The following is a 26,204-nucleotide window of genomic DNA, read 5'->3' on the forward strand; positions in this document are numbered from 1 at the left end:
TCATGGAGATTTTTCTGCAAATCCTTGCCAACGGGGTGATGCTGGGCGGGCTGTTCGCCATCGTTGCCATCGGGCTGACTCTGATCTTCGGGATCGTGAAGGTCATCAACTTCGCGCATGGCGAATTCCTGATGGTCGGCATGTATCTGACATTCCTGCTGACCACCGGGCTTGACCTGCATCCCTATATCGCCGCCGCTGCTGTCGTGCCCGCGCTTTTCGTTCTGGGTGCGCTGACACAGCGCTTCCTGATTCAGCCGCTGTTGTCGGCCCGAGACGAACATGTCCAGATATTCGCCACGGTCGGGCTGTCGACGGCGCTGATGAATCTCGCGTTGCTGATTTTTGGCGCGGACATCGCCAATACGCCGGTGCACGGTGTCCGGAGCCAGGTGCAGCTTGGCCCGGTCAGGGTGCTCGAAGGCCAGATCTGGATCCTGGTCGCGGCGGTCGCACTGGTGATCGGCCTGCAGTTTTTCATGAAGCGCACGACGCTTGGCAGGGCGATCCGCGCAACGGCGCAGAACCGGGCCGCGGCACAACTGATGGGGATCAACGATCGCTTGATCTATGTGCTGACCTTCGGGATCGGCGCAGCCTGTGTCGGATTGGGCTCGGCCCTGATCGCGCCTCTTTACCCCGCATCGCCGACTGTCGGCACCTATTTCGTGCTGATCGCCTTCGTGGTGGTGGTGCTGGGTGGGTTGGGCTCGGTTGCCGGTGCGTTCTTCGGTGCGATCCTCATCGGTATCGTGGATGCCATGTCGGGCTTTTATATCGGTTCGGATCTGCGTGAAGCGGTCGTGTTCGGCATCTTTCTGGTCATCCTGATCCTGAAACCTTCGGGGCTGTTCAGCACCCGCCTCAATCAATCCCACGTGTCGCCATGACCGATATCGCAACGACCCTCACATCCACGCCCAAACGCCTTGCGGGACGCAGAGCCGCGACATTCGGGCTCCTGGCCGTATTGGCCGGAATCCTGCTGGTTCCAATCGGCCTGAACGACGAATTCGTCTATCACATCTTCATCACGATCTGCATCTTCGCGGCGCTTTCGACGGCCTGGAATATCGTCGGCGGTTATGCGGGGCAGTTGTCCCTCGGACACGCAGTATTCTACGGGATTGGCGGCTACGCCGGGGTCATGCTGGCCAATCTGGGCATTTCGCCATGGTTCGGGATGTTCGCGGGGGCGGGAGTGGCAGTCATTGTCGCGATTATCGTCAGCTATCCCTGCTTCCGGCTGCACGGACCGTTTTTCGCCCTCGCGACCATCGCCTTTCTCGAAGTGTTCCGGGTTCTCGCCCTGCATTTCAAGGAATTCACCGGCGGTGCCACCGGAATGATGATTTCGCTGAATATCGGTTGGGAATGGATGGTGTTCCGCGAGCGCTTGCCAGCCCTCGTTATCGCCTTCGGCATGATGCTGGTTTGCCTTGCCGCCGCATGGGTCATCCGCAATCGTCGCCTCGGCTTTTATCTTGTCGCCACCCGCGAGCGCGAATCCGCAGCAAAGGCGGCCGGAGTGAACACGGTCAAGGTGCGGCTGATGGCGGTATCGGTTTCGGCGGCCTTGTCGGCAATGCTGGGTACGTTTCACGCCATGTACCTGACCTTCATCGAACCGGAGGCGATGTTCTCGCTGGAATTTTCCATCCAGATTGCGATGTTTGCCCTGATCGGGGGGATCGGAACCATCTGGGGGCCGCTACTGGGAGCAGTTCTGCTGGTGCCGATCACCGAGTTCGCCCGTGGGGCACTGGGTGCCGAAGCCATCGGGTTGCACGGATTCGTCTATGGTATCGTGCTGATGCTGGTGGTGCTTTTCATGCCGAACGGCATCATGGGCCTCCTGTCGCGCCTTCGTCCCGCCGAATCTGCCAGGAAGGAAACCGAGGCCGCGCCGGTCGCGGCCGAGCCCCGCGCATCGGGCCGCACCGATGCCGGCGAGGCGGTAATGCGCGTTGAAGGGCTGAACAAGCATTTCGGCGGGTTGCATGTCACCAATGATGTCGGCTTCACCCTGCGCGAAGGCGAAATTCTCGGCCTGATCGGTCCCAACGGCGCGGGCAAGACGACGCTGTTCAACATGCTCTCGGGCTTCCTGAAGCCGGACGAGGGGAGCGTGTCGGTGCGGGATGCGGTGGGCGACTGGCAGCATCCCGCCAGTCCCGGTGAATTCGCCGCGCTCGGTGTCGGACGCACTTTCCAGATCGTGCAGCCCTTTGCTGCAATGACGGTCGAGGAGAATATCATGGTCGGCGCCTTCCATCGCCACGCGCAGGTCGGCGATGCGCGCGAGGCCGCGCGCGAAACCGCCCGCCGCATGGGGCTTGGCCCCTATCTCGATCTCGAGGCCAGCAGCCTGACCATTGGTGGCCTGAAGCGGCTGGAAGTCGCCCGCGTGATGGCGATGGAGCCCCGCATTCTGCTGCTTGACGAGGTCATGGCGGGGATCAACCAGACCGATGTGCGGCGCGCGGTGGACCTGATGCTTTCCATCCGCGATACCGGCGTCAGCATCATCGCGATCGAGCATGTGATGCAGGCCGTCATGTCCCTGTCGGACCGGGTCATCGTCCTGAATTCCGGCCAGATCATCGCAGAGGGAGAACCCCGGAGCGTGGTCAGCGACCCGATGGTTATCGAAGCCTACCTTGGAAAGGAATTCGCCAATGCTTGAAGTCGAGCATATCGATGCGGGCTATGGCTCGACTGTCATTCTGCAGGATGTCTCGCTGCGCGTGGATACCGGGGAGGTCGTGACCATCGTCGGGGCGAACGGGGCGGGAAAGACCACGACACTGCGCTGCATTGCCGGTCTGTTACAGCCCCGCTCTGGCCGTATCCGGCTTGACGGGCAGGACATTACCGAGCTGGCTGCTCACGATATCGTCGATCTCGGGATCACGCTGATCCCCGAGGGACGGCAGCTTTTTCCCGATATGACGGTGCGCGAGAACCTGATGATGGGCGCTTATCGCCGCGAGGCGCGCGCTTGTCAGTCGCAAAGCCTGTCCGAGGTGCTCGACCTTTTCCCACGGCTGGCCGAAAGGCTGGACCAGCCGGCGGTGTCACTGTCCGGGGGCGAGCAGCAGATGGTCGCCATCGCCCGGGGCATGATGGCGCGCCCGAAGATCCTTATGTTCGACGAACCCTCATTGGGCCTTGCCCCGATCATCGTGTCGCAGGTCTTCGAGGTGATCGAACAGGTTGCCGCGAGCGGCACCACCGTGCTGATAGTCGAGCAGAATGTATTTCACACTTTGAAAGTGGCAGATCGCGGCTATGTGCTTGAAAATGGGCGGATGACTCTGGAAGACAGCGCCGCCGCCCTGCTGGCTGACGATCACGTCAGGCAAGCTTATCTGGGGATATGAAGATATGTCGGACAGGGAACTCAATCCGAAGCATCACGTGACGCGCGACAGCCATGCGGGTCGCCGGGTGCTGGTGACCGGAGGGGCCAGGGGGATCGGCCGCGCCGTTGCCGAGGGGTTTATCAATCGCGCCGCGACGGTCGGTGTGCTCGATTTGTCCGCTGCGGCGGTCAATGAGGCAGTCGAGGCACTCGATGGGGCGGGACCGGGCCGGGCCATACCGCTGGTGGCCGACGTGGCGGATTACGCTGCGTTGACCGCCGCTCTCGGTGCCGCAGAAAAACTGATGGGAGGAACGTTCGATACCGTCATCAACAATGCCGGGATCTCGCCCAAGCACGAAGGTGCCGCCCGCAAGGTGTGGGAAATGGACCCGGGGGAATGGCGCCAGGTGGTCGATGTGAACCTGACGGGGCATTTCAACACGATCCGCGCCCTGGTTCCGTCGATGCGCGCGCAGGGACGCGGCTGGATCGTCAACAGCTCCTCGGTCGCGGGCAAGACCCATTCGCCCATTGTAGCCTGTCATTATGCCGCCACGAAATCCGCGGTGATCGGGTTCACCAAGCATCTGGCCGCGGAACTCGGACCCTTCGGGATCCGGGTGAATGCAGTGGCGCCGGGACGCATCGCCACCCCGATGGTGGCCGGCGTCGCAAAAGAGGTGAATGATGCGCAGGTCGCCCTGACCCCCATGGCAAGGCTCGGAGAACCTGCCGAGGTTGCGGATGTGGCGCTCTGGCTGACCTCGCCCGAGGCAAGCTTCGTCACCGGCCAGACTATCGACGTGGCCGGCGGTCTTTACATGACCTGACAGGAACTCCGCCCATTGAAAGGCCCGATTGCATGACGATCACCGATATTACCGGCAAGACCCGGCTATTCGGCATCCTTGCCGATCCGATTCATCAGGTGAAGACCCCCCAGGTCATGAACGCGCTCTTTCGGCGGCATGCGGTGGATGCTGTTCTGGTGCCCATGCATGTCGCACCGGACGGGCTGCCTGCACTGATGGCGGGATTGCGCGAGATGCGGAATTTCGGGGGCTTCATCGCGACCGTGCCGCACAAGCCGGATATGCTTTCCCTCTGTGACGAGACGGTCGGGGACGCCGCGCGGATAGGTGCGGTGAATTGCGTCCGACGCGAATCCGATGGGCGCATGGTAGGGGCAATGCTGGACGGGATCGGCTTTGTCGAAGGGCTGCGCAGCAACGGGATCGGTATTGTCGGTTGCAGCATATTGCTGGCCGGGGCCGGTGGAGCGGCAAGCGCGATAGCCTTTGCACTGGCCGGGGCCGGGGCCGGGCGGCTGACGATCTGCAACCGGACGGTCGAAAAGGCCGAGGCGCTTTCCGATCGCGTAAGGCGGGACCATCCCTATCTGCCGGTCCAGGCGAAGGCCGCGCTTTCCGATATCGGCGAATTCGACATCATCGTGAATGCCACTTCTCTGGGTATGCGCGCCGGGGATCCGCTACCCGTAGGGCTTAAAGGGTTGGGGCCGCACCATGTCGTCGCCGAGGCGATCATGGAACCGGCTGAAACACCGCTTCTGGCAGAAGCGGTGCGGCATGGCTGCCGTGTTCAGCCGGGCCTGCCCATGCTTGAGCGGCAGATAGAGCTCATGGCTCGCCACATGGGTGCGCTTGCATGATCCGGAAGAGTGCAGGTCCGCACGCGTTTCAGCCTGTCGCAAGGGTCCGGCACGATTTGCGGTTCCGTCATGCCTGACACCAGAGACGGCGGAAGTTTCGATTATATCATCGTCGGGGGAGGCACGGCGGGATGCGTGCTTGCCAATCGTCTGAGCGCAGATCCCGGAGTGACGGTGCTGCTTGTGGAAGCCGGTGCAAAGGAGCGCAGCCCCTGGATCGAGATACCGGCGGGGTTCTACAAGCTTTTGACCAATTCCGACTTCAACTGGCGTTTCACGTCCGAACCCGAGCCCAATACCCTTCACCGCAGGATTGCCATCCCTCGCGGCAAGGGGCTTGGCGGGTCCACGCTGATCAACGGCATGATCTACGTGCGGGGGCAGGCGCAGGATTACGATGGCTGGGCTCAGCGCGGCTGCACCGGCTGGAGCTTTGCGGAGGTGGCGCCGATCTTCCGGCGTATCGAAAGTTACGATGGCCCGGATCCTTCGGGCACTCGCGGTCACGATGGTCCTCTGCCGATTTGCGAGGTCAGCGAACGTCCCGAGATCGGCAGGGCCTTCCTTGCGGCGGCGGAACAGGCGGGGTTCAGGCGCAATCCCGATTACAACGGAGACCGGCAGGAGGGTTTCGGTTATTATCAGGTCAACCAGCGCGATGGCCGCAGGGTCAGTGCCGCCAAGGCTTATCTGGCGCCGGTAAGACATCGGCGTAACCTCGTGGTGCAGACCGGGATGCGTGTCACCCGGATCGAACTGTCTGCCGAGGGGCGGGCGGTGGGGATATCCGCGCGACAGGGCAATGACAGCGTTCGCTTTTCGGCCCGGCGCGAGGTGATCCTTGCTGCCGGGGCGATCCAGACCCCACAGCTTCTGGAACTGTCCGGAATCGGCGATGCCGGGCGGTTGCGCTCGCTCGGCATCGCGCCGGTTCACGACCTTCCGGCTGTCGGCGAGAATTATTCCGACCATTTCTGCACGCGGATGAACTGGCGGGTAAGCCGCCCTGAAACGCTGAACGGACAGTCCCGCGGGCTGTCGCTTTTCCGCGAGCTGTTGCGTTACATGCGGAACCGCAGCGGCATCCTGACCTTCGGAACCGGGCTCGCACATGGTTTCGTCCGGACGCGGGAGGGGCTTGAAGGGCCGGATGTGCAGTATTTCTTCATGCATGCGAGCTATGGAAACGCTGCCGAGCGCAAGCTGGAACGCGAGCCCGGAATGACGCTTGGTATCGCCCAGCTGCGTCCTGAATCCCGTGGCAGCGTCCATGCCGTCACGCCGCATATCGGCGACCAGCCTGCCATCCGGCCGAACTTCCTCGATACCGAGGAGGATCGCAGAGCGATGATCGCGGGAATGCGCATCGGCCGGAAGGTTATCGAACAGCCTGCGCTGGATGGCTGGCGGGATCATGAAATGTCCCCCGGTCCCGGTTGCACCAGCGATGCGGATTGGCTGGAATTCGCGCGCAGCAACGGCCAGACGATCTATCACGCCGCCGGAACCTGCCGGATGGGCAGTGACCCGTCCTCGGTCGTCGATCCGGAATTGCGTGTGCGGGGGATCGACAATCTGCGCATCGTGGACGCGTCGATCATGCCGACCCAGGTTTCCGGCAATATCCAGGCGGCGGTCTTCATGATCGCCGAGAAGGGCGCCGACATGATCCTTTCATCACGAGGATGACTTATCCTCGCAGGGCTTGAAACCTAGTGCAGATGCCTCAGCTTGTCGGGGTTCCGCACCACATAGATTGCCGCGATCCTTCCATCCTCGATCTCCAGTGCTGTCGTCTGAAACTCGCCATCGGCCTCCAATGTGACGAAACCGGGCAGCCCGTTGACAAGGCATGTCCGGACAAGCGTCGAGCCACTCAACTTGAACCTGGTCGCCAGGTATTCATGTGTTTTCATCACGGCGTCGAAGCCGGTGATGGGTTCCATCGCCGCCGGGCGCTTGCCGCCGCCATCGGCATGGATGCTGACATCGGCCGCCAGCATTGCGCCAAGAGCCTTCATGTCGCCACTGCGCGAAGCGTTGAAGAACGCCTCGGCAAGCTCCAGGCCGCGCTGTTTTTCCACCTTGAAGCGCGGCCGTGCCTTGCGGACATGACCACGCGCCCGGACAGCCAACTGGCGGCAGGCCGCCGGATCGCGCCGAATGGTCGCCGCGACCTCATCGAAGCCCATGCCGAACACGTCATGCAGCAGGAACGCCGCCCGTTCGAGCGGGGAAAGGCGTTCAAGTGCCAGCATCAGCGGCAGGGTGACATCCTCTTCCTCCTCCTCGTCGAGAACCGGGTCGGGAAGCCAGGGGCCGATATAGGTCTCGCGCTGACGGCGCGCCGATTTGAGTTGATCGAGGCATAGGCGCGTGACCATGCGGTGCAGGTAAGCCTCGGGCTCCCTCACCTCGCTGCGGTCGGCCTTCATCCAGCGGATGAAGGCCTCCTGCATCATGTCCTCGGCATCGGCCACCGAGCCGAGCATGCGATAAGCGACACGCATCAGCCTTGGCCGCAATGGGTCAAAGCTGGCCGCCGCGTCCTCCTGCCCGGCGGCCGCCATCAGGCGACAGCCTCGGTCTTGGCCCAGAGGGCCTTTGCCGCTGCCGGATCGATAAACCCGCCGAAACCGACCGCGATACGGTTCCAGCCGTTGATGATATTGATGATCAAGGTCAGCTTGACCCGCTCCTCTTCGGTGAAATGCGCCTCCAGGGCTTCATAGGCCGCTTCATGCGTATGCCTCTCGGACAGACGGGTCAACGCTTCGGTCCAGCCGAGCGCGGCGCGTTCGCGATCAGTGTAACACGGTGCCTCGCGCCAGCCCGATAGCAGGTAGATCCGCTGTTCGGTCTCTCCCTTGGTGCGCGCCTCGATGCTATGCATGTTGATGCAATTGGCGCAGCCATTGATCTGCGAGGCACGGATTTTCACCAACTCGGTGATCGTGGGGTCAAGGCTCTGGTTGATGGCAATCGAGGTATCAAACCAGTTCCTCATCAGATCGGGGGCCGCAGCTACGGGATTCAGTTTGGCAGTCATGGATTCGGTTCCTTCCGTTGGTTCCGAAACTGATGACGATTCAGAATCCGCCAATGTGACATGCCTGCGGAAAAAAACTTCGTCACCACCAGGATCCGCAACCGCTTCCATGGAGATCGGCATACCCTGACGCATGCCTGGCAAGTTCCGTAGCTCGCAGACCAGAGCGCCCGCCCACGAGGGGCGGGCCGCCGATCATTTGGCAAGGATCAAACGAAGGTGAACCCGTCGTCCTCGATCCGTGTGAAGTCCACGGCTGTGATCTCGAAAGACAGGCCGTCGCCGCTGCTGACCGCCATTTCATCGAAGGCCATGCCCGGCTCGGCATGAATGCTCCCATCGGCGGGGTTCAGAAGAATTTCGTCGACCAGGACATCGTCGTCAAAGAAGGACAGGCGCAGTTCGCCCGAACCGCTGACCGAGCCCAGTTCCAGCGTCACATCCAGCGCGTCGGTCAGCCGTCCGCCATCATCCATCGTGAAACGAACCGCTTCCTGCCCGTCGATCCGCTCCGCATCGCTGCCAAAGAGCTTGTCCATGAAAAGGGAGTAGACGCTTAGCCCGTCACCCGCGAAGTTCAGCAGATTAAGCCCCCGGCCTTCCGCCGAAACAGTGATGTCGGATCCCTTGATATCCAGTTCGGATGACAGCACCGGCACGGTATCGGTGGAAACCCTTTCGCCATCCTCCGAATAGGTCACACGGTTGAACAGCAGCCGCGAATCGTCGAATTCGGCGCGGGTCGACACCAGTTGCAATTCGGGCTCCAGTGTCAGGCCGATCAGCAACGGGTCGTGATCGGATACGGCAAAGGCATCCTCGCGATAGAAGGACGGATCGTTATACTCCGAGGAATAGGAGAACAGGTCCGGCTCGTCGGCATTGATGTGCCATTCGGCGACATCCGTCACATTATCCAGCAATCCCTCGCTGGCCATGCCGTAATCCAGCGTGCCGCGCTGACCGTCGAAGACATAGCTATAGGCATCATCGCCCAGATAGCTGCCGGCCAGGTCCGTCAGGCCATTTTCCTGCAGCGCCTGCACCGGATCCTCTGCGGCGTAGGAGTTCAGATCGCCAAGGATCAGCAGGTTTTCCATGCTCTCCGCGCCGGTCGGATTGCCCGAGATCCACTCGGCAAGCTCGGCCGCGGCTTCGGCCCGGACCGCGTTCCAGAAGCCCTGTCCGTCGCCCTGATCGAAATTCGGGTCATCGCGCAGCGCTTCGATCAGCGTGGGATCGACATTGGCGGCCTCGGCCGCGTCCATGAGGTCCTGCAGCCCGCTGTCACCCTTGGACTTGAAGTGATTGGCCACCGCCGTGATCTCGGCGCCATCCGCCGTCTCGAATGTGGCGGCGATCGAGGGGCGGTTGCGCTGGTAATCGCCCAGCTGCTCGCCCGTCGTCTTTTCGATCTCTTCGGCGACGGCTGTGGTCGCCGCCGATGTGGCTTCGGTATATTCCAGCACCGCCGAACCCTTCAGCGTGACCTGATCGGCGCGATAGATGATTCCCGTGGTAATCGCGTCCGTGCCCACGAAATCCGTCCCCGGATCGACGAAGGCGTAGGTGCCGGGTGCGGTCGCGGCGTTCAGGGCATCTACAAGGGTCGCGATGGCGCTGCCTTCGCCGAAACCGTTATTCTCGATCTCCTGCAGCGCGATGATCTCGGCATCCATTCCGGTGATCGCGGCAACCAGCTTGTCGGTCTGGCGGGCAAGGTCCTCGGCAGTGGCCGCACCACGTGGTTCCAGATCGCCATTCGGGCCGGTGCCCATGCCCGAGTCGCCCAGTGTTGTGAAATAGTTCAGCACGTTGAAACTGGCGACCTGCAGATCGCCGCCGACATCGGGAACGCTGCCGGGACGTTCCCCGGTTTCCTCGATGACATCCAGCGGCGCATCGACCTGCACGCGATAGGCGCCATAGCGTTCATCCATAATGCCTGAGACGCCGGATAACTGCGTGCCAAGCCGCAGGGTCGGCCCTTCGGCGGTCAGCGGGTCGCCCGCCTCAAGGGGGGTGCCATCGCCCGAATCGATCATCGTCACCCGGTCCGGGTTCTGTCCGGTCGAGCCGTCGTCGATGGTCAGGCGCGCGGCGGCGTTCTGCGCCGCCAATGCCTCGATCTCGGCAGTCTGGGTCTGGGCGTCATAGATCTGAGTGGGCTGGACAAGGTTGCCCTCGGCCACCTGGATCTCGCCATAGCGGTCCAGGTTGAAATTCGTCACGACCGTCAGCGGATCCTCCGATCCGGTCAGCAGCTGGACCCGCATCCCCTCGTAAGCCTCGAACCCGTCGCGCATGCCAAGCGTGATCTGCGTCACCGAGGGCAGCGCGGCGCCGGTTTCAAGCACCTGCAGATCGCGGATATCCTCCAGTTGGGTCAGGTCGCCATATTCCGAAACTTCCCCGGTCAGGCGCAGCCTGTCGCCGACCGACACGGGAACGGGGGAATAGACATAAAGCCCCTCGGAGGTCGCCATGTCGCCATCCTGATCGGCGTCCTCCTCCTGCAGGTAGTAACCGACCTGCTGGCCGGAGGCATCGGTGATGATCCCCGTCACGACCGCCTCGACCGTGACCTCCTGCCCGGTCATGGCAGAGGCATCGCCGCTGCCTTGGATGGCCGAGATCCGCGTCACCGACGTATCGTCATCGGCGATCGCGACGGTCAGGTCGCCCACGGTGATCCCGTCATAATCCGGATCGGCGCTGGCGACCGTGAAGCCGAGCGTGCCGGAATGCGTCGAGCCTTCGTCCAATTCGTCATTCACTGCCCGCAGCGTGATCCCCACCGGGCCGGTGCCATCCAGAACCGCCGTGACCGAAGCGCCGAAACTGACCCCGTCAAGGCTGATCTCGCTTTGATCGTCCGGGGCAGTGACCGTGACCTCGACCGGCGCGGCGGGTATGGTCGCCAGTTCCAGCGTGAAGCTGTCGGTGGTCATGCCCGCTTCGGATACGGCCAGGCCGTCGCCTGCCCGCGCGATGACGGCGGGCGCGGACTCGCCGCCCGATGTGCCGATGATGCGGAAATTGTCGGCGGCGAAATCCTCGTCCCCCGCATCGATACTGGCGCTGAAGCGCAGGTCGAGCACCGAGCCGCTGCCCGAGATGGCGGCGGCGAATTCCTGAAACGCATCGGTCAGGGCGGCGCCGTCGCCGCTGCCATCCAGATCGCTGTCCTGCCGGAACTTGCCGTTATAGCTGCCCGAGCTGAAATCCGAGCCGACAAAGGCCAGAACGGTCTGCCATTCGCCGCCATCGACCCGCGCCTCGACGCGCAGGTAATCATTGGCGTCAATATCGCCCGGTTCATCGAAATATTCCGCGAAGCTGCCCCGGAATGTCAGGCCCGACAGGCCCGTGATGTCGATACCACTCCATTCGGCGCTGATCGGAAGCGCCGCCCCCTCGCCATCCAGATCCTGCCCGGTCAGAAAAGCGCCATCGGCGCCCTCATAGGGCTTCAGCCCCGATGGCACCGCATCCGCGCCGAAATCATCTGTGGCATTCCCGGCGATACCGAAATAATCGCTGCTGCCGTCCGAGAAAAAGCCCGTCGAGGTCGAAAAACCCGCGCCGTCATCGAAACGCTCGTCCAGTGCTGTCACCTCGGTCGAGGTGGTATCCATCTTCAGATCGTCGCGCCGCAGATTCGTTGTCATGAAGTTCACCCTGTTTGCAGATGCTTACCGCCGTGAAACCGCAAGGCTAGCAGCTTTGCGCAACCGGTATGTGACAGGGTGGCGGCCGGGTTTTGCCGCCACGTCTTGCTGCCGGGTTTCAGTCCTGATCCAGCCTGAAAGACCAGAAATGCGTCTCGCCCGAGCTGTCATCCACGCCATCGTTATCGGTCGCCACATATGCGGTTCCCTCGGATGTGATCGCCAGCCCCTCGACCTTGTCGACCACATAGCCGCCGGGGGCTTTCAGGTCGGGAATCAGGTCACGCAGGACCGTTTTGGGCACCAGCGGCAAATCGCCGTCGAGGGGGGCGGGCTGCAGGTCGGTCAGGTCAACGCGGGTGACCTGCTTGAGCGCGGCCTTCTCTCCGATCAGGTTGTCACGCTCGATCAGGTATAGCGCGCCCTCGTGAACTGCGAGATCGGACAGGCCGACCCATCCTTCGCCGGTCTCGATCGGATAGCGGACGCCGGACCATTCGCCAGTGGCCGGGTCCAGTTGCAGCAGCTTTACCTGCCCCTCGGGATCGTCGCCCCATTCGCGCTGCACCGCGAGCCAAAGCTTGCCATCCGCCAGCGCGATCCCCTCGAAGCCGAACCGCTTTTCGTGTTGAGCCAGCGCATCGGACAGCCCGAATTCCTCGGTGACCGCTCCCTCGGCATCGACATGCAGGACCGCGTGTGGAATCCCTTTCTCGCTATTGCCTTCCGAGGCCAGCCAGAAACCGCCCTGACCGTCCGGCGCGATCCCTTCCAGATCCAGCTTTTCGGCGGGTGCGCCATCGCGGGTCACGACCACACGCGAGGTGATCCGCGCGGGGGTTTGCGATGCATCGATGGCGAAGATCGCCGGGGCGGCGGAATAGACGCTGTCACTGACCGCGTAAAGCCGCGCCGGATCCTCTGGATCGGCTGCAAGGCCCGACAGCGCGCCCCAGGGGATCAACTCGTCCGCACCGGCCGAGGTGATGGTCGGATAGGCGGCAGGTGCATCTTCGCGCTCATACAGCATCACATGGGCGCGGGGGCCGCCATCCTCGCCCAGATCGGTCTCGTTCGCGGTGGCGAAGAGGTTGCGTTGCGGGATCGCGACCAGCCCCTCCGGCCCGATACCCGAAGGCAGGGCCTGCACCAGCCGCGGCGCTGCCGGATCGCTCGCGTCAAAGACGAAGACGATACTTCCGCGTTCAGAGGCCACGAAGATCATCGGCGTATCGTCGTCATATCGCGCGGTGATCACCGCCTCGGGCTCGCCGCCCTTGTTGTCCGAGCGGCCTTCCGGGTAATGGCCCAGCTTCATCAGTTCGTGTTCCAGCAGGCTGCCGCTGTCGTAAACGACGCTGCCATCCTTGTTCCAGATGGTGAAACCACGGCTGCCGCCGTTCCAGTCGCCTTCATTCGCTGTGACCAGGTGGTCATTATCGAGCCATGCAACGGCATCCGGTTCGCGCGGGATTTCCGCCAGGCTGGCTGCCGGGTCGATCCCACCGTCATCCTCGGTGTCGATCCCGTCCAGATCCACGCTGCCCGCGCTGAAATGACTGGCGAGTTCGCCATCCGCGCCGATGATCGCGATATGGTTGTTCTCCTGCAAGGTGACGGCCAGTTCACCCGCTTCGTTATACGAAACATATTCCGGTTCGGGATCGTCGCCCGCCACCTCGGCCAGTCCGGTCAGCTCGATCCGTTTCAGTCCGGCGCAATCGGCGGCGCCGTCCGCGACCGGGATCGTCACCACGAAACCGGCCGGCATCTGCGGTATGGCGCCGTCATTGACATCCTCGTCGCGCTCATTCTCTACCGCTATGGCGATCTGGCTGCCATCACCGTTCACCGCGACCGAATCCGGCTGGCCGCCGATATCACAGCTTGCCAGCACCTCCTTGGAGGCGATATCCACGCTGCGCAGCGCCCCCGAGGGCTCGGTAAAGCTATCCGAAGTGTTTACCCCGACAAATGCCGTGCCACCGACGATCACGGTGGTTGTCGGCTCTCCATCCATGGCAATATGGCCAAGCGGCCTGGGCGCGGCAGGATCGGTGATGTCGATCAGCCCAAGCGCCTTCAGCGGGCTGTCGGAATAGATCAACATGTTGCCATCCGCGGTCGCCGCCATGATCTCGGCGCTGGTTTCCTGCATCATGTCCTCGCCTTCCGCGAAATTCGCGGTCGTGGGAAAACTGGCGATACGGTTGAAAACCGGCTCGGCAAGCGCACCGGGGGCGGCCACGCCAAGCGTGATGAGCGACGTCAGCATGAGACGCATGATGTTTGATCTCCGGGTAAACTTTCTTCCGGTGCTTGTGACGCGGCAAAGCGACAGTTTCGCAACAATTATGCGACCGGTTGATGACAGTTCCCGGATGCGCCGGTCGAAACAGGCACATCGTTGATGATCTTTCCAAGCTTCACGACCTGTTGCCTGGCAAGGCCAATGATCTCTGCCTCGTTCATACCGTCGGATTGTGACCAGATGAGGATCGCATGTGCCAGCGCATGCGCCACCAGTTCGGCCAGCAATTCAGCCTCGGGGCGTGCGGTTTCGTCCAGGCGGGAAACGATGGGGCTGACCATCTGGTCGGACAGTTTCCGCAGCGAAGCGTGAAAGGTCGGCACCAGTTCGGGTGAACGCTCCAGCAAGGTATCGATCAGCCCGATCGTTTCACGACTCAGGTGGCTATCGGACAGATGCCTGCCAAGAACCTCGAACAGGTCGTTCATCAGTGGCCCTGACGCAGTTTCGAACCAGTCGATGATTTCCGGGGCGATTTCCGGTTGCTTGCCAACCAGCGCGGCCTCCTTGTTCGCGTAATAGTTGAAAAAGGTCCGCAGGCTGATCCCTGCCTCTGCCGCGATCATCTCGGTCGTCACTGCCTCGAAGCCTTCGCGCAATGCCAGTCGCAGCGTGGCGGACTGGATTTCCCGCCCGGTTTGCAGGCGGCGGCGATCACGAAGCGTTGAAGATGCGGGCATCGGCTGAGATCTCAGTAATTTCACTTAAAGCAAATATTGCATGCCATGCAAAATTATGCAAGGACGCCTCCAACCTGGTCCTTGCCAAACGGGGCCGCATCTTGTCCGGGATTATCACGATGTCTGATTTTCGTCGCTCGATCCGTCTGGCGGTCATCGCGCTGCTGACATTTGGATCCGCCGCCATCGCGCAGAATGCCGCGCCGCCCAAGCAGGTTGGCGTGGTCGAGATCGCTTTGCAGCCCGTGCCCCGGATCGTGACCCTGCCCGGACGGGCGGTGTCGGGGGCCGAGGCGGCGATCCGGCCGCGCGTCGGCGGTATCGTTACCGAGATCCTTTATGATGCCGGTCGCCCGGTCAAACGGGGCGATCCGTTGTTCCGTATCGACGCGACTACATACGAGGCCAATCTCAGCAGCGCCGAGGCGGATGTGGCCTCTGCCAGGGCGGCAGTGACCGAGGCGGAATCGGCCTATCAGCGAACCGAAAGACTGCAGGGTTCGGGAACCACGCTGGCGCAGGTCGAGGCGGCCCGGGCGACGCTGGAACAGGCCCGGGCGACGCTGCAATCGGCGCAGGCGGCGCTGCGATTGGCGCAGGCGGAGCTGGACTGGACCACAGTGACCAGCCCAATCGATGGAATGGCCAGCGTGGCCGAAGTGTCGGTGGGTGATCTGGTGACCGCCGGGCAGGCAGAGGCAATGGCCACGGTGACACGGCTCGATCCGATCGAGGTGGATATGTATGAACCCTCGGCCCGGATGCTGTCGGTCATCAGCGATATCACCGAGGGGCGGCTGAAGATGAACGAGAAGCTGCGGGCGACCCTGACGCTGGAAACCGGCCAGACCTACGAGGCGACCGGCGAATTGGTGGCGCCGGGTTTCAGCGTATCGACCTCGACCGGCGCGGTCGATACCCGCTTCCGCTTTGATAACCCGCGCAATCTTCTGCTACCGGGAATGTTTCTGCGCGGACAGGTTGAACTGGGCACGGTCCAGGCGTTCCTGGTGTCGCAATCGGCGGCGACACGCGACCGCACCGGCAAGCTGACCGCATGGGTGGTTGAGGAGGGCAAGGCCGTGCAGCGTGAACTGGCTGATAACGGCACATGGCAGCATAACTGGATCGTGACTGATGGTTTGCAAGAGGGTGATCTGCTGGCGGTGGATGGGCTGACCGGCCTGAGCGAAGGTATGGAAGTCACCACTGTTCCGGTCACCTTCGACGAAAACGGCGTGGTGCGCGAGGTGGAGGGCGATAACGCTCCCGCCTCGGAGAAAGCCTCCGTCACCGACGACACCCCGGCGACGGAGTAATCCAGCATGGCCCGTTTTTTCATCCACCGCCCTGTTTTCGCGTGGGTCATCGCCTTCGTGACCATGCTGGTGGGCTCGCTCGGCTTGTCGACCCTGCCGATCGAGCAATATCCACAGATCGCCCCGACCACGGTGCGGATCAGCGCCGGCTATAACGGCGCCTCGGCGGAGATCGTCGAAAGCTCGGTCACCACCGTCATCGAGGATGCGATGACCGGTCTCGACGGGCTGATCTACATGACTTCGAACTCGACGCCGGGATCGGCCTCTATATCTCTGACCTTCGACGACACGGTGGATGCGGATATCGCGCAGGTGCAGGTGCAGAACAAGTTGCAGCTTGTGACCTCGCAACTGCCCGACATCGTGCAGCAATCGGGCGTGTCTGTGTCGCGTTCAACCTCGTCGATCCTGCTTGTCGGGGCGCTGACCAGCAGCGACGGGCGCTATTCGACGGTCGAACTGGGCGATCTGACGGCGCAGATGATCGAAGATCCGGTCAAGCGCACGCCCGGTGTCGGTTCGATCAACACGTTCGGATCGGGCTATGCGATGCGGATCTGGCTCGACCCGATGAAGATGGCGCAATACCAGGTCACGCCTGCCGACGTGACCTCGGCAGTGTCCGAGCAGAACAGCAATGTCACCGTCGGCAGTCTTGGCGCGCAGCCTGCACCGGAAGGCCAGCGCCTGACCCTGTCGCTTTCGGCGCAGTCGCAGTTCTCCAGCGTCAAGGAGTTCGAGCGTATCCTGCTGCGCGTGGATCCGGACGGCTCGACCGTTTTTCTGGGCGATGTCGCGCGGATCGAGATCGGGCAGGAAAGCTATGGCGGCGCATCGCGCTATAACGGCAACCCGGCGGCGGGCTTCGCGGTCAACCTGGCGACCGGCGCGAATGCCGTCGAAACCGCCGAGGCCGTACGCGAGGTGCTGGCTGGCATCGCGCCATCGCTGCCCGAAGGCGTCGATATCGTCTATCCCTATGATACTTCGCCCTTCGTCGAGGAATCGATCAACCAAGTCTACCACACCCTGGCCGAAGCAGTCGTGCTGGTTTTCCTGGTCATCCTTTGCTTCCTGCAAAGCTGGCGCGCGACGATCATCCCGGTGATCGCCATCCCGGTGGTGTTGCTGGGCACTTTTGCGGTGCTTGCCTTTGCGGGATACACGATCAACACGCTGACCATGTTCGCGATGGTTCTGGCCATCGGCCTGCTGGTCGATGACGCCATCGTGGTGGTCGAGAATGTCGAGCGGGTGATGGAGGAAGAGGGGCTCGGACCCGTCGAGGCGACGGAAAAGAGCATGGCGGAAATCACCTCTGCGCTGGTCGGCATCGTGCTGGTCCTGTCGGCGGTGTTCCTGCCAATGGCCTTCATGTCCGGCGCGACCGGGGTGATCTATCGGCAGTTTTCGGTCACGATCATCACCGCCATGGTTCTGTCGCTCGGGGTTGCAGTGATCCTGACGCCGGCCATGTGCGCCACCCTGCTACGCCCGCGCAAGCACGGCGACGGGATCGCGCCCGCGCGCTGGTTCAACCGCAATCTCGACCGCGCGACCGGCGGTTATGCCAGCGTGGTTGGTGGGCTGGTCAAACGGCCCTTCCGCATGCTGGTGGTGCTGGTCGCGATCGGGGCCGGGGTGGCAATGCTGTATCAGAAACTGCCTGGCTCGTTCCTGCCCGACGAGGATCAGGGCGTGATGCTGGTCATGGTCGAGACCCCCGACGGATCGACCACGGCACAGACGCAGGCGCTGGTCGAGAAGGTCGAGGATTACCTGCTGAACGAGGAATCCGAAACGGTCGAGTCGGTCTTTGCCGCGCTTGGCTTCAGCTTTGGCGGATCGGGGCAGAACAGCGCGATGATCTTTGCCAAGCTGCATGATTACGAAGAGCGCGAGGGCCATGACGTCGCCTCTCTGGTCAGCCGCGCCAATGCGCATTTCTTCATGACCAACCGTTCGGGCCAGGTCTATGTGCTGCAGCCACCCGCCATTCAGGGCATGGGCGCGTCCTCGGGCTTTTCGATGTATCTCGTCGATCAGGCCGGGCGCGGGCAGGAGGCGCTTTCCGCCGCTGCCGATCAGCTTGTCGCCGACACACAGGCCGATGGCCGCGTCACCAACCTGCGCGGTAACGAGGCGCCGTTCGAGACCTCTCTGCGGCTGGATATCGACCAGCAGAAGGCCGCGGCTTTCGGTCTGTCGATTTCCGAGGTCAACGCGATGCTGTCGGTGATCTTTGCCGGGCGGGACGTGAACGACTTTGCGTTGGGGTCCGAACTGCGTCCGGTCATCGTGCAGGGCGAGGCCGAGGCCCGCTCGCAGCCCGAGGATATCGACCGCTGGTATGCCCGCAACGATCAGGGCGAGATGGTTTCCTTCGCGGCGATCGCGACCCGGGCGTGGGATCAGGAGCCGCAGGCGCTTGCCCGCTATGGCGGCACCCGTGCGCTGGAACTGAGCGGTGCGGCCGCGCAGGGGCTGTCTTCGGGCGCGGCGATGGAGGCGATGGAGGAGCTGGTCGCCGATCTGGATGGCGGCTATGGCACGGCCTGGACCGGCCTGTCCTATCAGGAACGGCTTTCGGGCAATCAGGCGCCGATGCTGTTTGCGCTTTCGGCGCTGGTCGTGTTCCTTGCGCTGGCGGCCCTGTATGAAAGCTGGACCGTGCCGCTGGCGGTGATGATGACCGTGCCGATCGGGGTGCTGGGCGCATTGGCGGCGGCGCTGATCTTCGGACAGTCGAACGATGTCTATTTCAAGGTCGGCCTGCTGACCACCATCGGGCTTGCCGCGCGCAACGCGATCCTGATCGTGGAATTCGCGCAATCCCTGGTGGCGCAGGGCAAATCGCTGCTGGAGGCCGCCATCGAGGCGTCCAGGATGCGGCTGCGTCCGATCCTGATGACGACCTTTGCCTTCATGCTGGGGGTATTGCCGCTGGCGATCGCCTCGGGTGCCGGGGCAGGGGCGCAGAACTCCATCGGGATCGGGGTGCTGGGCGGCATGGCGTCCTCGGCGGTGATCGGCATCTTCCTCGTGCCGGTCTTCTACGTTGCCGTGCTGCAAGGCGTGAAGCTGGTATCGGGACGGAAAAGAAAGCCCGTGTGAACTTCACAACGGTGGTGACATCACCTCCGCGCAATCAGATCATGTCGGGCCTACTGGCTTCTGCGGCGATGGCGTGATCCGTTTGCGCGGGGATTTCGTGGCAATGACGGGGCATTTGGCGACGAAGGTGCAGAAAATTCGTCGCAACAGGGTTGGAGATCCCGCAATCATCTGAAAGCTTGGGCGCAAATTCGGGAGGGCGGTCGGCACATGGTCGATCTTTGGGACGGTTTGGCACAGGCATTCTGGCTGATGGTGACGCTCGACGCGGAACTCGTCGAGATCTCGCTGCGATCCTTGCAGGTGACGATCAGCGCAACCTGCATCGCGGCCCTGATCGCCATGCCATTGGCGGCATGCCTGGCCGTGTACCGGTTTCGCTGGCGGCGCAATGTCGTTGCGGTCCTGAACGCGATGATGGGCCTGCCTCCGGTCGTCGTGGGGCTGGTCGTCTATGTGCTCCTGTCGCGCTCGGGGCCCCTGGGGGTGCTGGGGCTGCTGTTCACCCCGACGGCGATGATCATCGCGCAGATCGTCATCATCGTGCCGCTGATCGCGAGTGTCGCACATCAGTCGATCCGTGATCTGTGGCAGGAATACCATGATCTGCTGATCTCGATGAATGTCACGCAGGCGCAGAAGGTTCGGACCCTGTTATGGGATTCACGAAGGGCCCTGCTGACCGCCGCGCTTGCCGGATTTGGCCGCGCGATTGGCGAGGTGGGGGCAATCATGATCGTCGGCGGCAATATCGACAACGCGACGCGCGTGCTGACCACCGCCATCGCGCTGGAGACCGGCAAGGGCGATTTCGCATTGGCGCTGGCGCTTGGCTTCGTCCTGATCGCGTTGGCAATCAGCGTCAACCTGGCGATCCACTGGCTGAGTGGCACCGAGCGGGAGGCGGGATGGTGAGTGATCTCTTTCCGGTAACGATGGCGGGTGCCCGGACCTCGCGGCGCGGCATCGTTCTTGTCGGTCCGATAGATCTGACGCTGGAAGGTCAGGGGGCCTGTGTCGTGATCGGGCCGAACGGCTCGGGCAAGACCTCGTTCCTGCGCATGCTGCATGGCGCGGCGCGGCTGACCGGGGGATCGATTACCTGGGGCTGCCCCACGCCCGAGGCGCGCAGGCGGCAGGCCTTCGTCTTTCAGCGACCGGTCATGCTGCGGCGGACAGTCGAGCAGAACCTGACCTATCCGCTGATCGTCCATGGCGTTTCGCGCCGCGAGGCGCAATCGCGCGCCCGGCAATGGGCCGGCAAGGTCGGACTGGCTTCGATGCTTGACCGTCAGGCCTCGATCCTGTCGGGGGGCGAGCAGCAAAAGCTGGCGCTGGCCCGGGCACTGATTACCCGACCTAAGCTGTTGTTCCTCGACGAGCCTTGTGCTTCACTTGACGGGCGTGCGACACGGGAGATCGAGGAAATCCTGCAATCGACCAAGGCCGAGGGGACCCGGCTGATCATGTCGACCCATGACATGGGGCAGGCCCGGCGCATGGCCGATCAGGTGCTGTTCCTGTTGCGGGGCAAACTGCATGACCAGGGAAAGGCTCCGGGATTCTTCGACCGGCCCGGAACGCCGCAGGCACGGGCTTTCTTAAGGGGAGATATCGTTGAATGATGCGTAAACTGATGCTGGGGCTGGCGGCTCTGACAGTCGCGGCGGCCGCGCAAGCCGACGAGATGAAGATGGCGGTGACGACCTCGTTCCACAATTCGGGGCTGGCCGAAGTGCTGTTACCCGAAATCCGGAAAGATCTGGATCTGGAGGTCCAGCTTCTGGTGGTCGGCACCGGGCAGGCGATCAAGCTGGGTGAGGCCGGGGATGTCGATGCGATCCTGGTGCATTCCCGCGCGGCCGAGGACAAGTTTGTCGAGGGCGGTTTCGGCACTCATCGACGCGAGATCATGTATAATGATTACGTCTTTATCGGCCCCGGCGACGACCCCGCCGGAATCGCGGATGACGAAAGCGCCGTTGAGGTCTTGCAGGACATCGCGTCGGCCGAGGCGGATTTCGTCAGCCGCGGCGACGACAGCGGCACCCACAAGAAAGAACTGAGCCTGTGGAAAGCCGCCGGTCTCGATGCCGAGGGTTTCGGCGACTGGTACAAGGCGGTCGGCAGCGGGATGGGTGCGGCGCTGAACACTGCGGCGGGGATGAACGCCTATATCCTGTCGGACCGGGCTAGCTGGCTGAATTTCGGCAACAAGGCCGATCTGGAGCTGCTGTATTCCGGCGACCCGGAACTGTTCAACCAATATGCCTATATTCCGGTGAACCCCGAAAAGCACGATCACGTAAAACATGATCTGGCTGAAAAGCTGGAGGGTTGGCTGGTCTCGGATCGCGCGAAGGAACTGATTGACGGTTACGAGATCAACGGCGAGACGCTGTTCGTCTTCAACGCAGAAGAGGAGTGAAGCTCCCTTGCACGAGCCTCGCGACCTTCGGGCGTGCTGCCGGCTGCGGGGCTTGAAACCCCGCAGCCATTTCGAATGCAAATACCCGTGCCTTACGCCGCCGTCACCTTCACGGCAGCGAACTTGAACTCCGGTATCTTGCCGTAAGGATCCAGCGCCGGGTTGGTCAGGATATTCGCCGCCGCCTCGACATAGGCGAAGGGCAGGAACACCATGTCCGGCGACACCGCGCGGTCGGCGCGTGCCATCAGGGTGATCTCCCCGCGCCGGGTCGCCAGTCTGACCGAACCACCCGCCTCTACGCCCAGCTTGCGCAGGGTCGAGGGATGCAGCGAGCAGTTGGCCTGCGGCTCGACCGCGTCGAGCACCCGCGAGCGGCGGGTCATCGAACCGGTATGCCAGTGCTCCAGTTGCCGCCCGGTGGTCAGGATCATCGGGTATTCGGCATCGGGTTGCTCGTCCGGTGGGATGACGCTGGCCGGGGTGAAGCGGGCACGGCCACTCTCGCGCGGGAAACCGTCGCCAAAGACGATGCTCTGCCCCGGATCCTCGGGCGAAAGGCTGGGATAGGTCACGGCATTCTCTGCCGCCAGCCGGTCCCAGGTGATATTGTCCAGCGATGCCATGCCCAGCTTCATCTCGGCGAAGATCTCGGAGGGATGGCTATAGTTCCAGTCCAGCCCCAGCCTTCGGGCAAGATCGATGGTGATCTGCCAATCCTCCCGCGCTTCTCCCGGCGGGGTTGCGGCAGCGCGGCCCATCTGAACCTGCCGGTTCGTGTTGGTGACGGTGCCGTTCTTTTCATAAAAGGCGGCGGCGGGGAGGATGACATCGGCGTAATTGGCGGTCTCGGTCAGGAAGATATCCTGCACCACCAGATGTTCCAGCTTGGCCAGCGCATCGCGGGCATGGGTCACGTCCGGGTCGGACATGGCCGGGTTTTCGCCCAGGATATACATGCCCTTGATCCTGTCGTCATGAACCGCGTCCATGATCTCGGTCACGGTCAGGCCCTTCTGGTTGCTGAAGTCCCCCGACTGCCAGATCTCGGTAAATGCCGAGCGCACGCCGTCATCGGTCACATCGCGGTAATCGGGCAGGAACATCGGGATCAGCCCTGCATCCGAGGCGCCCTGCACGTTGTTCTGGCCGCGCAAGGGGTGCAGCCCGGTGCCCGGCTTGCCGACATTGCCTGTCATCAGAGCAAGGTTGATCAGGCAGCGGGAATTGTCGGTGCCGTGGATATGCTGCGACACGCCCATGCCCCAGAAGATCATGCCCCTTTCCGCAGTGGCGAAATCACGCGCCGCCGCCCGGATGGTCGCGGCATCCACCCCGGTCAGATCCTCCAGCGTTTCGGGGGCGAACCCGGCGAGATGCTGCTTCTCGACCTCCCAGTTCTCGGTGAAGCCGTCGATATAATCCTGATCGTAAAGCCCCTCTTCGACGATTACGCACATCATCGCGTTGAGCAGCGGCACATCGGCGCCGGGACGGAATTGCAGCAGATGGGTGGCGAAGCGCTTCAGCGACTGTGCGCGCGGGTCCAGGACGATCAGCTTGCCGCCGCGCTTGGTGAACTGCTTGAAGAAGGTCGCGGCGACAGGATGGTTCTCGATCGGGTTCGCGCCGATGACGATGGCGACATCGGCATTTTCGATCTCGTTGAATGTGGCCGTTACCGCGCCGCTGCCGACATTCTCCATCAGCGCCGCCACCGACGAGGCGTGGCACAGCCGGGTGCAGTGATCGACATTGTTGTGACCGAAGCCCTGCCGGATCAGCTTCTGGAACAGGTAGGCTTCCTCGTTGGTGCATTTGGCGCTGCCGAAACCGGCCACCGACTCGCCGCCCTCGGTATCGCGCAGACGCGCCATGCCACCCGCCGCGAAATCCAGCGCCTCTTCCCAGCTTGCCTCGCGGAAATGGGTGAAAGGGTTGGCGGGATCGACGTTCAACCCCTTCTCGGCCCCCTCAAGCCGGATCAGGGGCTTGGTCAGGCGATGCGGATGGTGGATATAGTCATAGCCGAAGCGGCCCTTGACGCAGAGCCGGCCCTCATTGGCGGGGCCGTTGAGGCCCTCGACATATTTGACCTTGCCGTCCTTGAGCTTCAGCGAGACCTGGCAGCCGACGCCGCAGAAGGGGCAGATCGATTGCACCTCTTCATCGAAATTGCGGCTGTCGCCGTGCTGCCTGTCATCCAGAACCGTGGCGGGCATCAGCGCGCCGGTCGGGCAGGCCTGCACGCATTCGCCGCAGGCGACGCAGGTGCTGTCGCCCATCAGATCACCCATGTCAAAGCTGGGGAAGCTGTCATGCCCGCGTCCGGCCATGCCGATCACGTCATTGACCTGAACATCGCGGCAGGCGCGGACGCAGAGATTGCACTGAATGCAGGCGTCCAGATTGACCCGCATGGCGACATGGCTGTCGTCCAATAGCGGGATGCGGCTCTTTTCCATCTTCGGAAAGCGGCTTTCCTCGACCCCGTTCAGTTCCGCCATGTCCCACAGATGGCTGCCGGAATCATGGGCCTCGGCGCGGTCGGGCTGGTCGGCCAGCAGCAGTTCCATCACCATGCGGCGCGATTTCTCGGCCCGGTCACTGGCGGATTTCACCACCATGCCTTCAGAGGCGGCACGGCAGCACGAGGCCGCCAGCACCCGCTCGCCCTCGATCTCGACCATGCAGGCGCGGCAATTGCCGTCGGGCTGATAACCGGGCGCGGGCTTGTGGCACAGATGCGGGATGGTGATGCCACGGCCATGCGCGGCCTCCCAGATGGTGGTGCCTTCGGGAACCGTGACCTCTTCGCCGTCGAGCATGAAAGTCACCTGCTTGATGTCGATATGATCCTTCATGCCTTGCCCCCATCTTTCCGGCTGCAGCCCACTTCATCCGCGAAATGCTCCATCACCAACCGGATCGGGTTGGGCGCGGCCTGGCCCAGCCCGCAGATCGAGGCATCGGTCATCACGTCGCAAAGGTCATTCAGCAGCGGCTGGTCCCATTGATCCGCCTGCATCAGCTTGACCGCCTTTTCGCAGCCCACCCGGCAAGGGGTGCATTGCCCGCAGCTTTCCGATTCGAAGAAACGCAGCATGTTGAGTGCAGCCGCCTTGGCGCTGTCCTTGTCGGACAGGACGACCACCGCCGCCGAGCCGATGAAGGTGCCGTGGGGCTGCAAGGTGTCGAAATCCAGCGGCACATCGTCCAGCGAGGCGGGCAGCAGGCCCGAGGAAGGACCACCCGGCTGATAGGCCTTGAACTCGTGCCCTTCGGCCATTCCTCCGGCGGCCTCGATCAATTCCCGGATCGTGGTGCCGGCGGGCAGGAAGTAGACGCCGGGATTGGCGACCCTGCCAGACAGCGAGTAACTGCGCATCCCCTTGCGGCCGTTATGCTCGACCGAGGAAAAGATTTCAGGTCCCTCGCGGCAGATGCGGGTGATCAGGTGCAGGGTCTCGACATTATGAACCAGTGTCGGCTTTCCGAAAACGCCGTCCTGCGCTACATAGGGGGGCCGCAGCCGGGGCAGGCCGCGCTTGCCCTCGATCGACTCGATCATCGCCGATTCCTCGCCGCAGATATAGGCCCCGGCGCCACGACGCAGATCTATATAGCCCGGCGCTGCGATGCCCGCCTCTTCAAGCGCGGCGATCTCGCGGCGTAGGATTTTCAGCACGGCGGGATATTCGTCGCGCATGTAGATGAAACATTTCTCGGCCTCGACGGCCCATGCCGCGATCAACATGCCTTCCAGCATCAGATGCGGCTGGCGTTCGAGGTAATAGCGATCCTTGAAGGTGCCCGGTTCGCCCTCGTCGCCGTTCACTGCAAGGTAACGTGGTCCAGGATTGGCGCGAACGAAGCCCCATTTCTTGCCCGAAGGGAAACCGGCCCCACCCATGCCGCGCAAACCGGCATCCAGCAATGTTTGCTGCACCTGCTGCCAGTCGCCGGCATCGCGAAGTTCCGCCAGCCTGGCATAGCCGCCACCGGCTTGATAATCCTCGAAGCTCTCATAATCCGGAATGACCGGGTGCAGATCGCCGCCCGCGATGACCTGATCGATCCGTTCCGGCGTGGCGAAATCGACATGGCGATGCCCGATCTCTGCCACCGGGGCAGTATCGCAGCGGCCCATGCAGGGCGCGCGCAGCACACGGATTCGTGACGGGTCATGGCCGGATTGCAGTGCATTCAACAGCGCCTCGGACCCGGCCAGCTCGCAAGACAGCGAATCACAGACGCGGATGGTCAGGTCAGGCGGAGGGGCTTCGTCCTCGGTGATCGGGTCGAAATGCGCGTAGAACGTGGCGACCTCCCAGACCTCGGCCATCGACAGCCGCATTTCCTCGGCAAGGGCACGCAGATGCGGGGCCGACAGATGGCCGTATTCGTCCTGTATCAGGTGCAGGAACTCGATCAGCAGGTCACGGCGGCGCGGCCGGTCACCCAGAAGCGCCCTGACCTGATCCCATGCGGTATCATCCAGTTGGCGGCCCTTGGGTGTGCCGCGCCCCTTGCCGTTTCCGCGGCCCGAGCTCCAGATGCCTTTTTGTTGATCGAGTGCCATGTTTTGCC

General features: G+C 62.9%; 18 protein-coding genes. 11 read left to right on the plus strand and 7 right to left on the minus strand.

Annotated elements, in window-relative coordinates; all coding sequences use genetic code 11:
* Nucleotides 1-2: 2 nt before the first annotated feature.
* The 6 genes from C9E81_RS10450 to C9E81_RS10475 all read left to right on the plus strand — a co-directional run bounded on the left by C9E81_RS10450 (nt 3) and on the right by C9E81_RS10475 (nt 6,728).
* The gene (locus tag C9E81_RS10450) at nt 3-890 is read left to right on the plus strand and encodes a branched-chain amino acid ABC transporter permease (RefSeq protein WP_122112257.1); all 888 of its coding nucleotides are present in this window, start codon (nt 3-5) and stop codon (nt 888-890) included.
* The gene (locus C9E81_RS10455) at nt 887-2,686 is read left to right on the plus strand and encodes a branched-chain amino acid ABC transporter ATP-binding protein/permease (protein ID WP_122112258.1); all 1,800 of its coding nucleotides are present in this window, start codon (nt 887-889) and stop codon (nt 2,684-2,686) included. The genes C9E81_RS10450 and C9E81_RS10455 overlap by 4 nt, the downstream gene beginning before the upstream one ends.
* Entirely contained in the window at nt 2,679-3,383 is a 705-nt protein-coding gene (locus C9E81_RS10460; RefSeq protein ID WP_122112259.1) for an ABC transporter ATP-binding protein, read from the plus strand. The genes C9E81_RS10455 and C9E81_RS10460 overlap by 8 nt, the downstream gene beginning before the upstream one ends.
* Nucleotides 3,384-3,387: 4 nt before the next feature.
* Nucleotides 3,388-4,197 carry a 3-oxoacyl-ACP reductase FabG gene (gene fabG, locus C9E81_RS10465; protein WP_122112260.1) on the plus strand — a complete coding sequence of 270 codons (810 nt, stop codon included), beginning with the start codon at nt 3,388-3,390 and terminating at the stop codon, nt 4,195-4,197.
* Between the two features lie 32 nt (nt 4,198-4,229).
* Nucleotides 4,230-5,039, plus strand: coding sequence for a shikimate dehydrogenase family protein (locus C9E81_RS10470; protein WP_122112261.1), 810 nt, complete (start codon nt 4,230-4,232; stop codon nt 5,037-5,039).
* Nucleotides 5,040-5,108: 69 nt separating this feature from the next.
* A complete protein-coding gene (locus C9E81_RS10475; protein ID WP_122112423.1) occupies nt 5,109-6,728 on the plus strand; it encodes a GMC family oxidoreductase in 1,620 nt (539 codons plus the stop codon).
* Between the two features lie 23 nt (nt 6,729-6,751).
* Here C9E81_RS10475 and C9E81_RS10480 read toward each other — a convergent pair whose 3' ends face one another.
* The 5 genes from C9E81_RS10480 to C9E81_RS10500 form a co-directional block, all read right to left on the minus strand.
* The gene (locus C9E81_RS10480) at nt 6,752-7,609 is read right to left on the minus strand and encodes a sigma-70 family RNA polymerase sigma factor (RefSeq protein WP_122112262.1); all 858 of its coding nucleotides are present in this window, start codon (nt 7,607-7,609) and stop codon (nt 6,752-6,754) included.
* Nucleotides 7,609-8,088 (minus strand): carboxymuconolactone decarboxylase family protein, encoded by a 480-nt coding sequence (locus C9E81_RS10485; RefSeq protein WP_122112424.1) that lies wholly within the window; start codon nt 8,086-8,088, stop codon nt 7,609-7,611. The genes C9E81_RS10480 and C9E81_RS10485 overlap by 1 nt, the downstream gene beginning before the upstream one ends.
* Nucleotides 8,089-8,297: 209 nt before the next feature.
* Complete coding sequence (locus C9E81_RS10490; protein ID WP_122112263.1) at nt 8,298-11,759, minus strand: ExeM/NucH family extracellular endonuclease; 3,462 nt, start codon at nt 11,757-11,759, stop codon at nt 8,298-8,300.
* A gap of 118 nt (nt 11,760-11,877) precedes the next feature.
* The gene (locus C9E81_RS10495) at nt 11,878-14,043 is read right to left on the minus strand and encodes an esterase-like activity of phytase family protein (protein WP_122112264.1); all 2,166 of its coding nucleotides are present in this window, start codon (nt 14,041-14,043) and stop codon (nt 11,878-11,880) included.
* Between the two features lie 68 nt (nt 14,044-14,111).
* Complete coding sequence (locus tag C9E81_RS10500) at nt 14,112-14,750, minus strand: TetR/AcrR family transcriptional regulator (RefSeq protein ID WP_122112265.1); 639 nt, start codon at nt 14,748-14,750, stop codon at nt 14,112-14,114.
* A 119-nt stretch (nt 14,751-14,869) separates the two neighbouring features.
* Between C9E81_RS10500 and C9E81_RS10505 the strand changes: the two genes are divergently transcribed.
* From C9E81_RS10505 to C9E81_RS10525, 5 genes are all read left to right on the plus strand, one after another.
* The gene (locus tag C9E81_RS10505; RefSeq protein WP_122112266.1) at nt 14,870-16,069 is read left to right on the plus strand and encodes an efflux RND transporter periplasmic adaptor subunit; all 1,200 of its coding nucleotides are present in this window, start codon (nt 14,870-14,872) and stop codon (nt 16,067-16,069) included.
* A 6-nt stretch (nt 16,070-16,075) separates the two neighbouring features.
* The gene (locus tag C9E81_RS10510) at nt 16,076-19,186 is read left to right on the plus strand and encodes an efflux RND transporter permease subunit (protein WP_122112267.1); all 3,111 of its coding nucleotides are present in this window, start codon (nt 16,076-16,078) and stop codon (nt 19,184-19,186) included.
* 210 nt (nt 19,187-19,396) lie between these two features.
* A complete protein-coding gene (locus C9E81_RS10515) occupies nt 19,397-20,101 on the plus strand; it encodes an ABC transporter permease (protein ID WP_122112268.1) in 705 nt (234 codons plus the stop codon).
* A complete protein-coding gene (locus tag C9E81_RS10520; RefSeq protein ID WP_122112269.1) occupies nt 20,095-20,811 on the plus strand; it encodes an energy-coupling factor ABC transporter ATP-binding protein in 717 nt (238 codons plus the stop codon). Before C9E81_RS10515 ends, C9E81_RS10520 begins: the two co-directional genes overlap by 7 nt.
* Complete coding sequence (locus C9E81_RS10525) at nt 20,811-21,614, plus strand: ABC transporter substrate-binding protein (protein ID WP_122112425.1); 804 nt, start codon at nt 20,811-20,813, stop codon at nt 21,612-21,614. The genes C9E81_RS10520 and C9E81_RS10525 overlap by 1 nt, the downstream gene beginning before the upstream one ends.
* Before the next feature lie 92 nt (nt 21,615-21,706).
* On the opposite strand, the gene fdhF is transcribed toward C9E81_RS10525, so the two are convergent.
* Together fdhF and C9E81_RS10535 are read right to left on the minus strand one after the other, a co-directional pair.
* Nucleotides 21,707-24,478, minus strand: coding sequence for a formate dehydrogenase subunit alpha (fdhF, locus tag C9E81_RS10530; RefSeq protein ID WP_122112270.1), 2,772 nt, complete (start codon nt 24,476-24,478; stop codon nt 21,707-21,709).
* Nucleotides 24,475-26,196: an NAD(P)H-dependent oxidoreductase subunit E gene (locus C9E81_RS10535; protein ID WP_122112271.1), complete on the minus strand. Its 1,722-nt coding sequence runs from the start codon at nt 26,194-26,196 to the stop codon at nt 24,475-24,477. The genes fdhF and C9E81_RS10535 overlap by 4 nt, the downstream gene beginning before the upstream one ends.
* Nucleotides 26,197-26,204 lie beyond the last annotated feature (8 nt).

Origin of the sequence: Paracoccus alkanivorans (genome assembly GCF_003697785.1) — a bacterium.
In the GTDB taxonomy this organism is placed as follows: domain Bacteria; phylum Pseudomonadota; class Alphaproteobacteria; order Rhodobacterales; family Rhodobacteraceae; genus Paracoccus; species Paracoccus alkanivorans.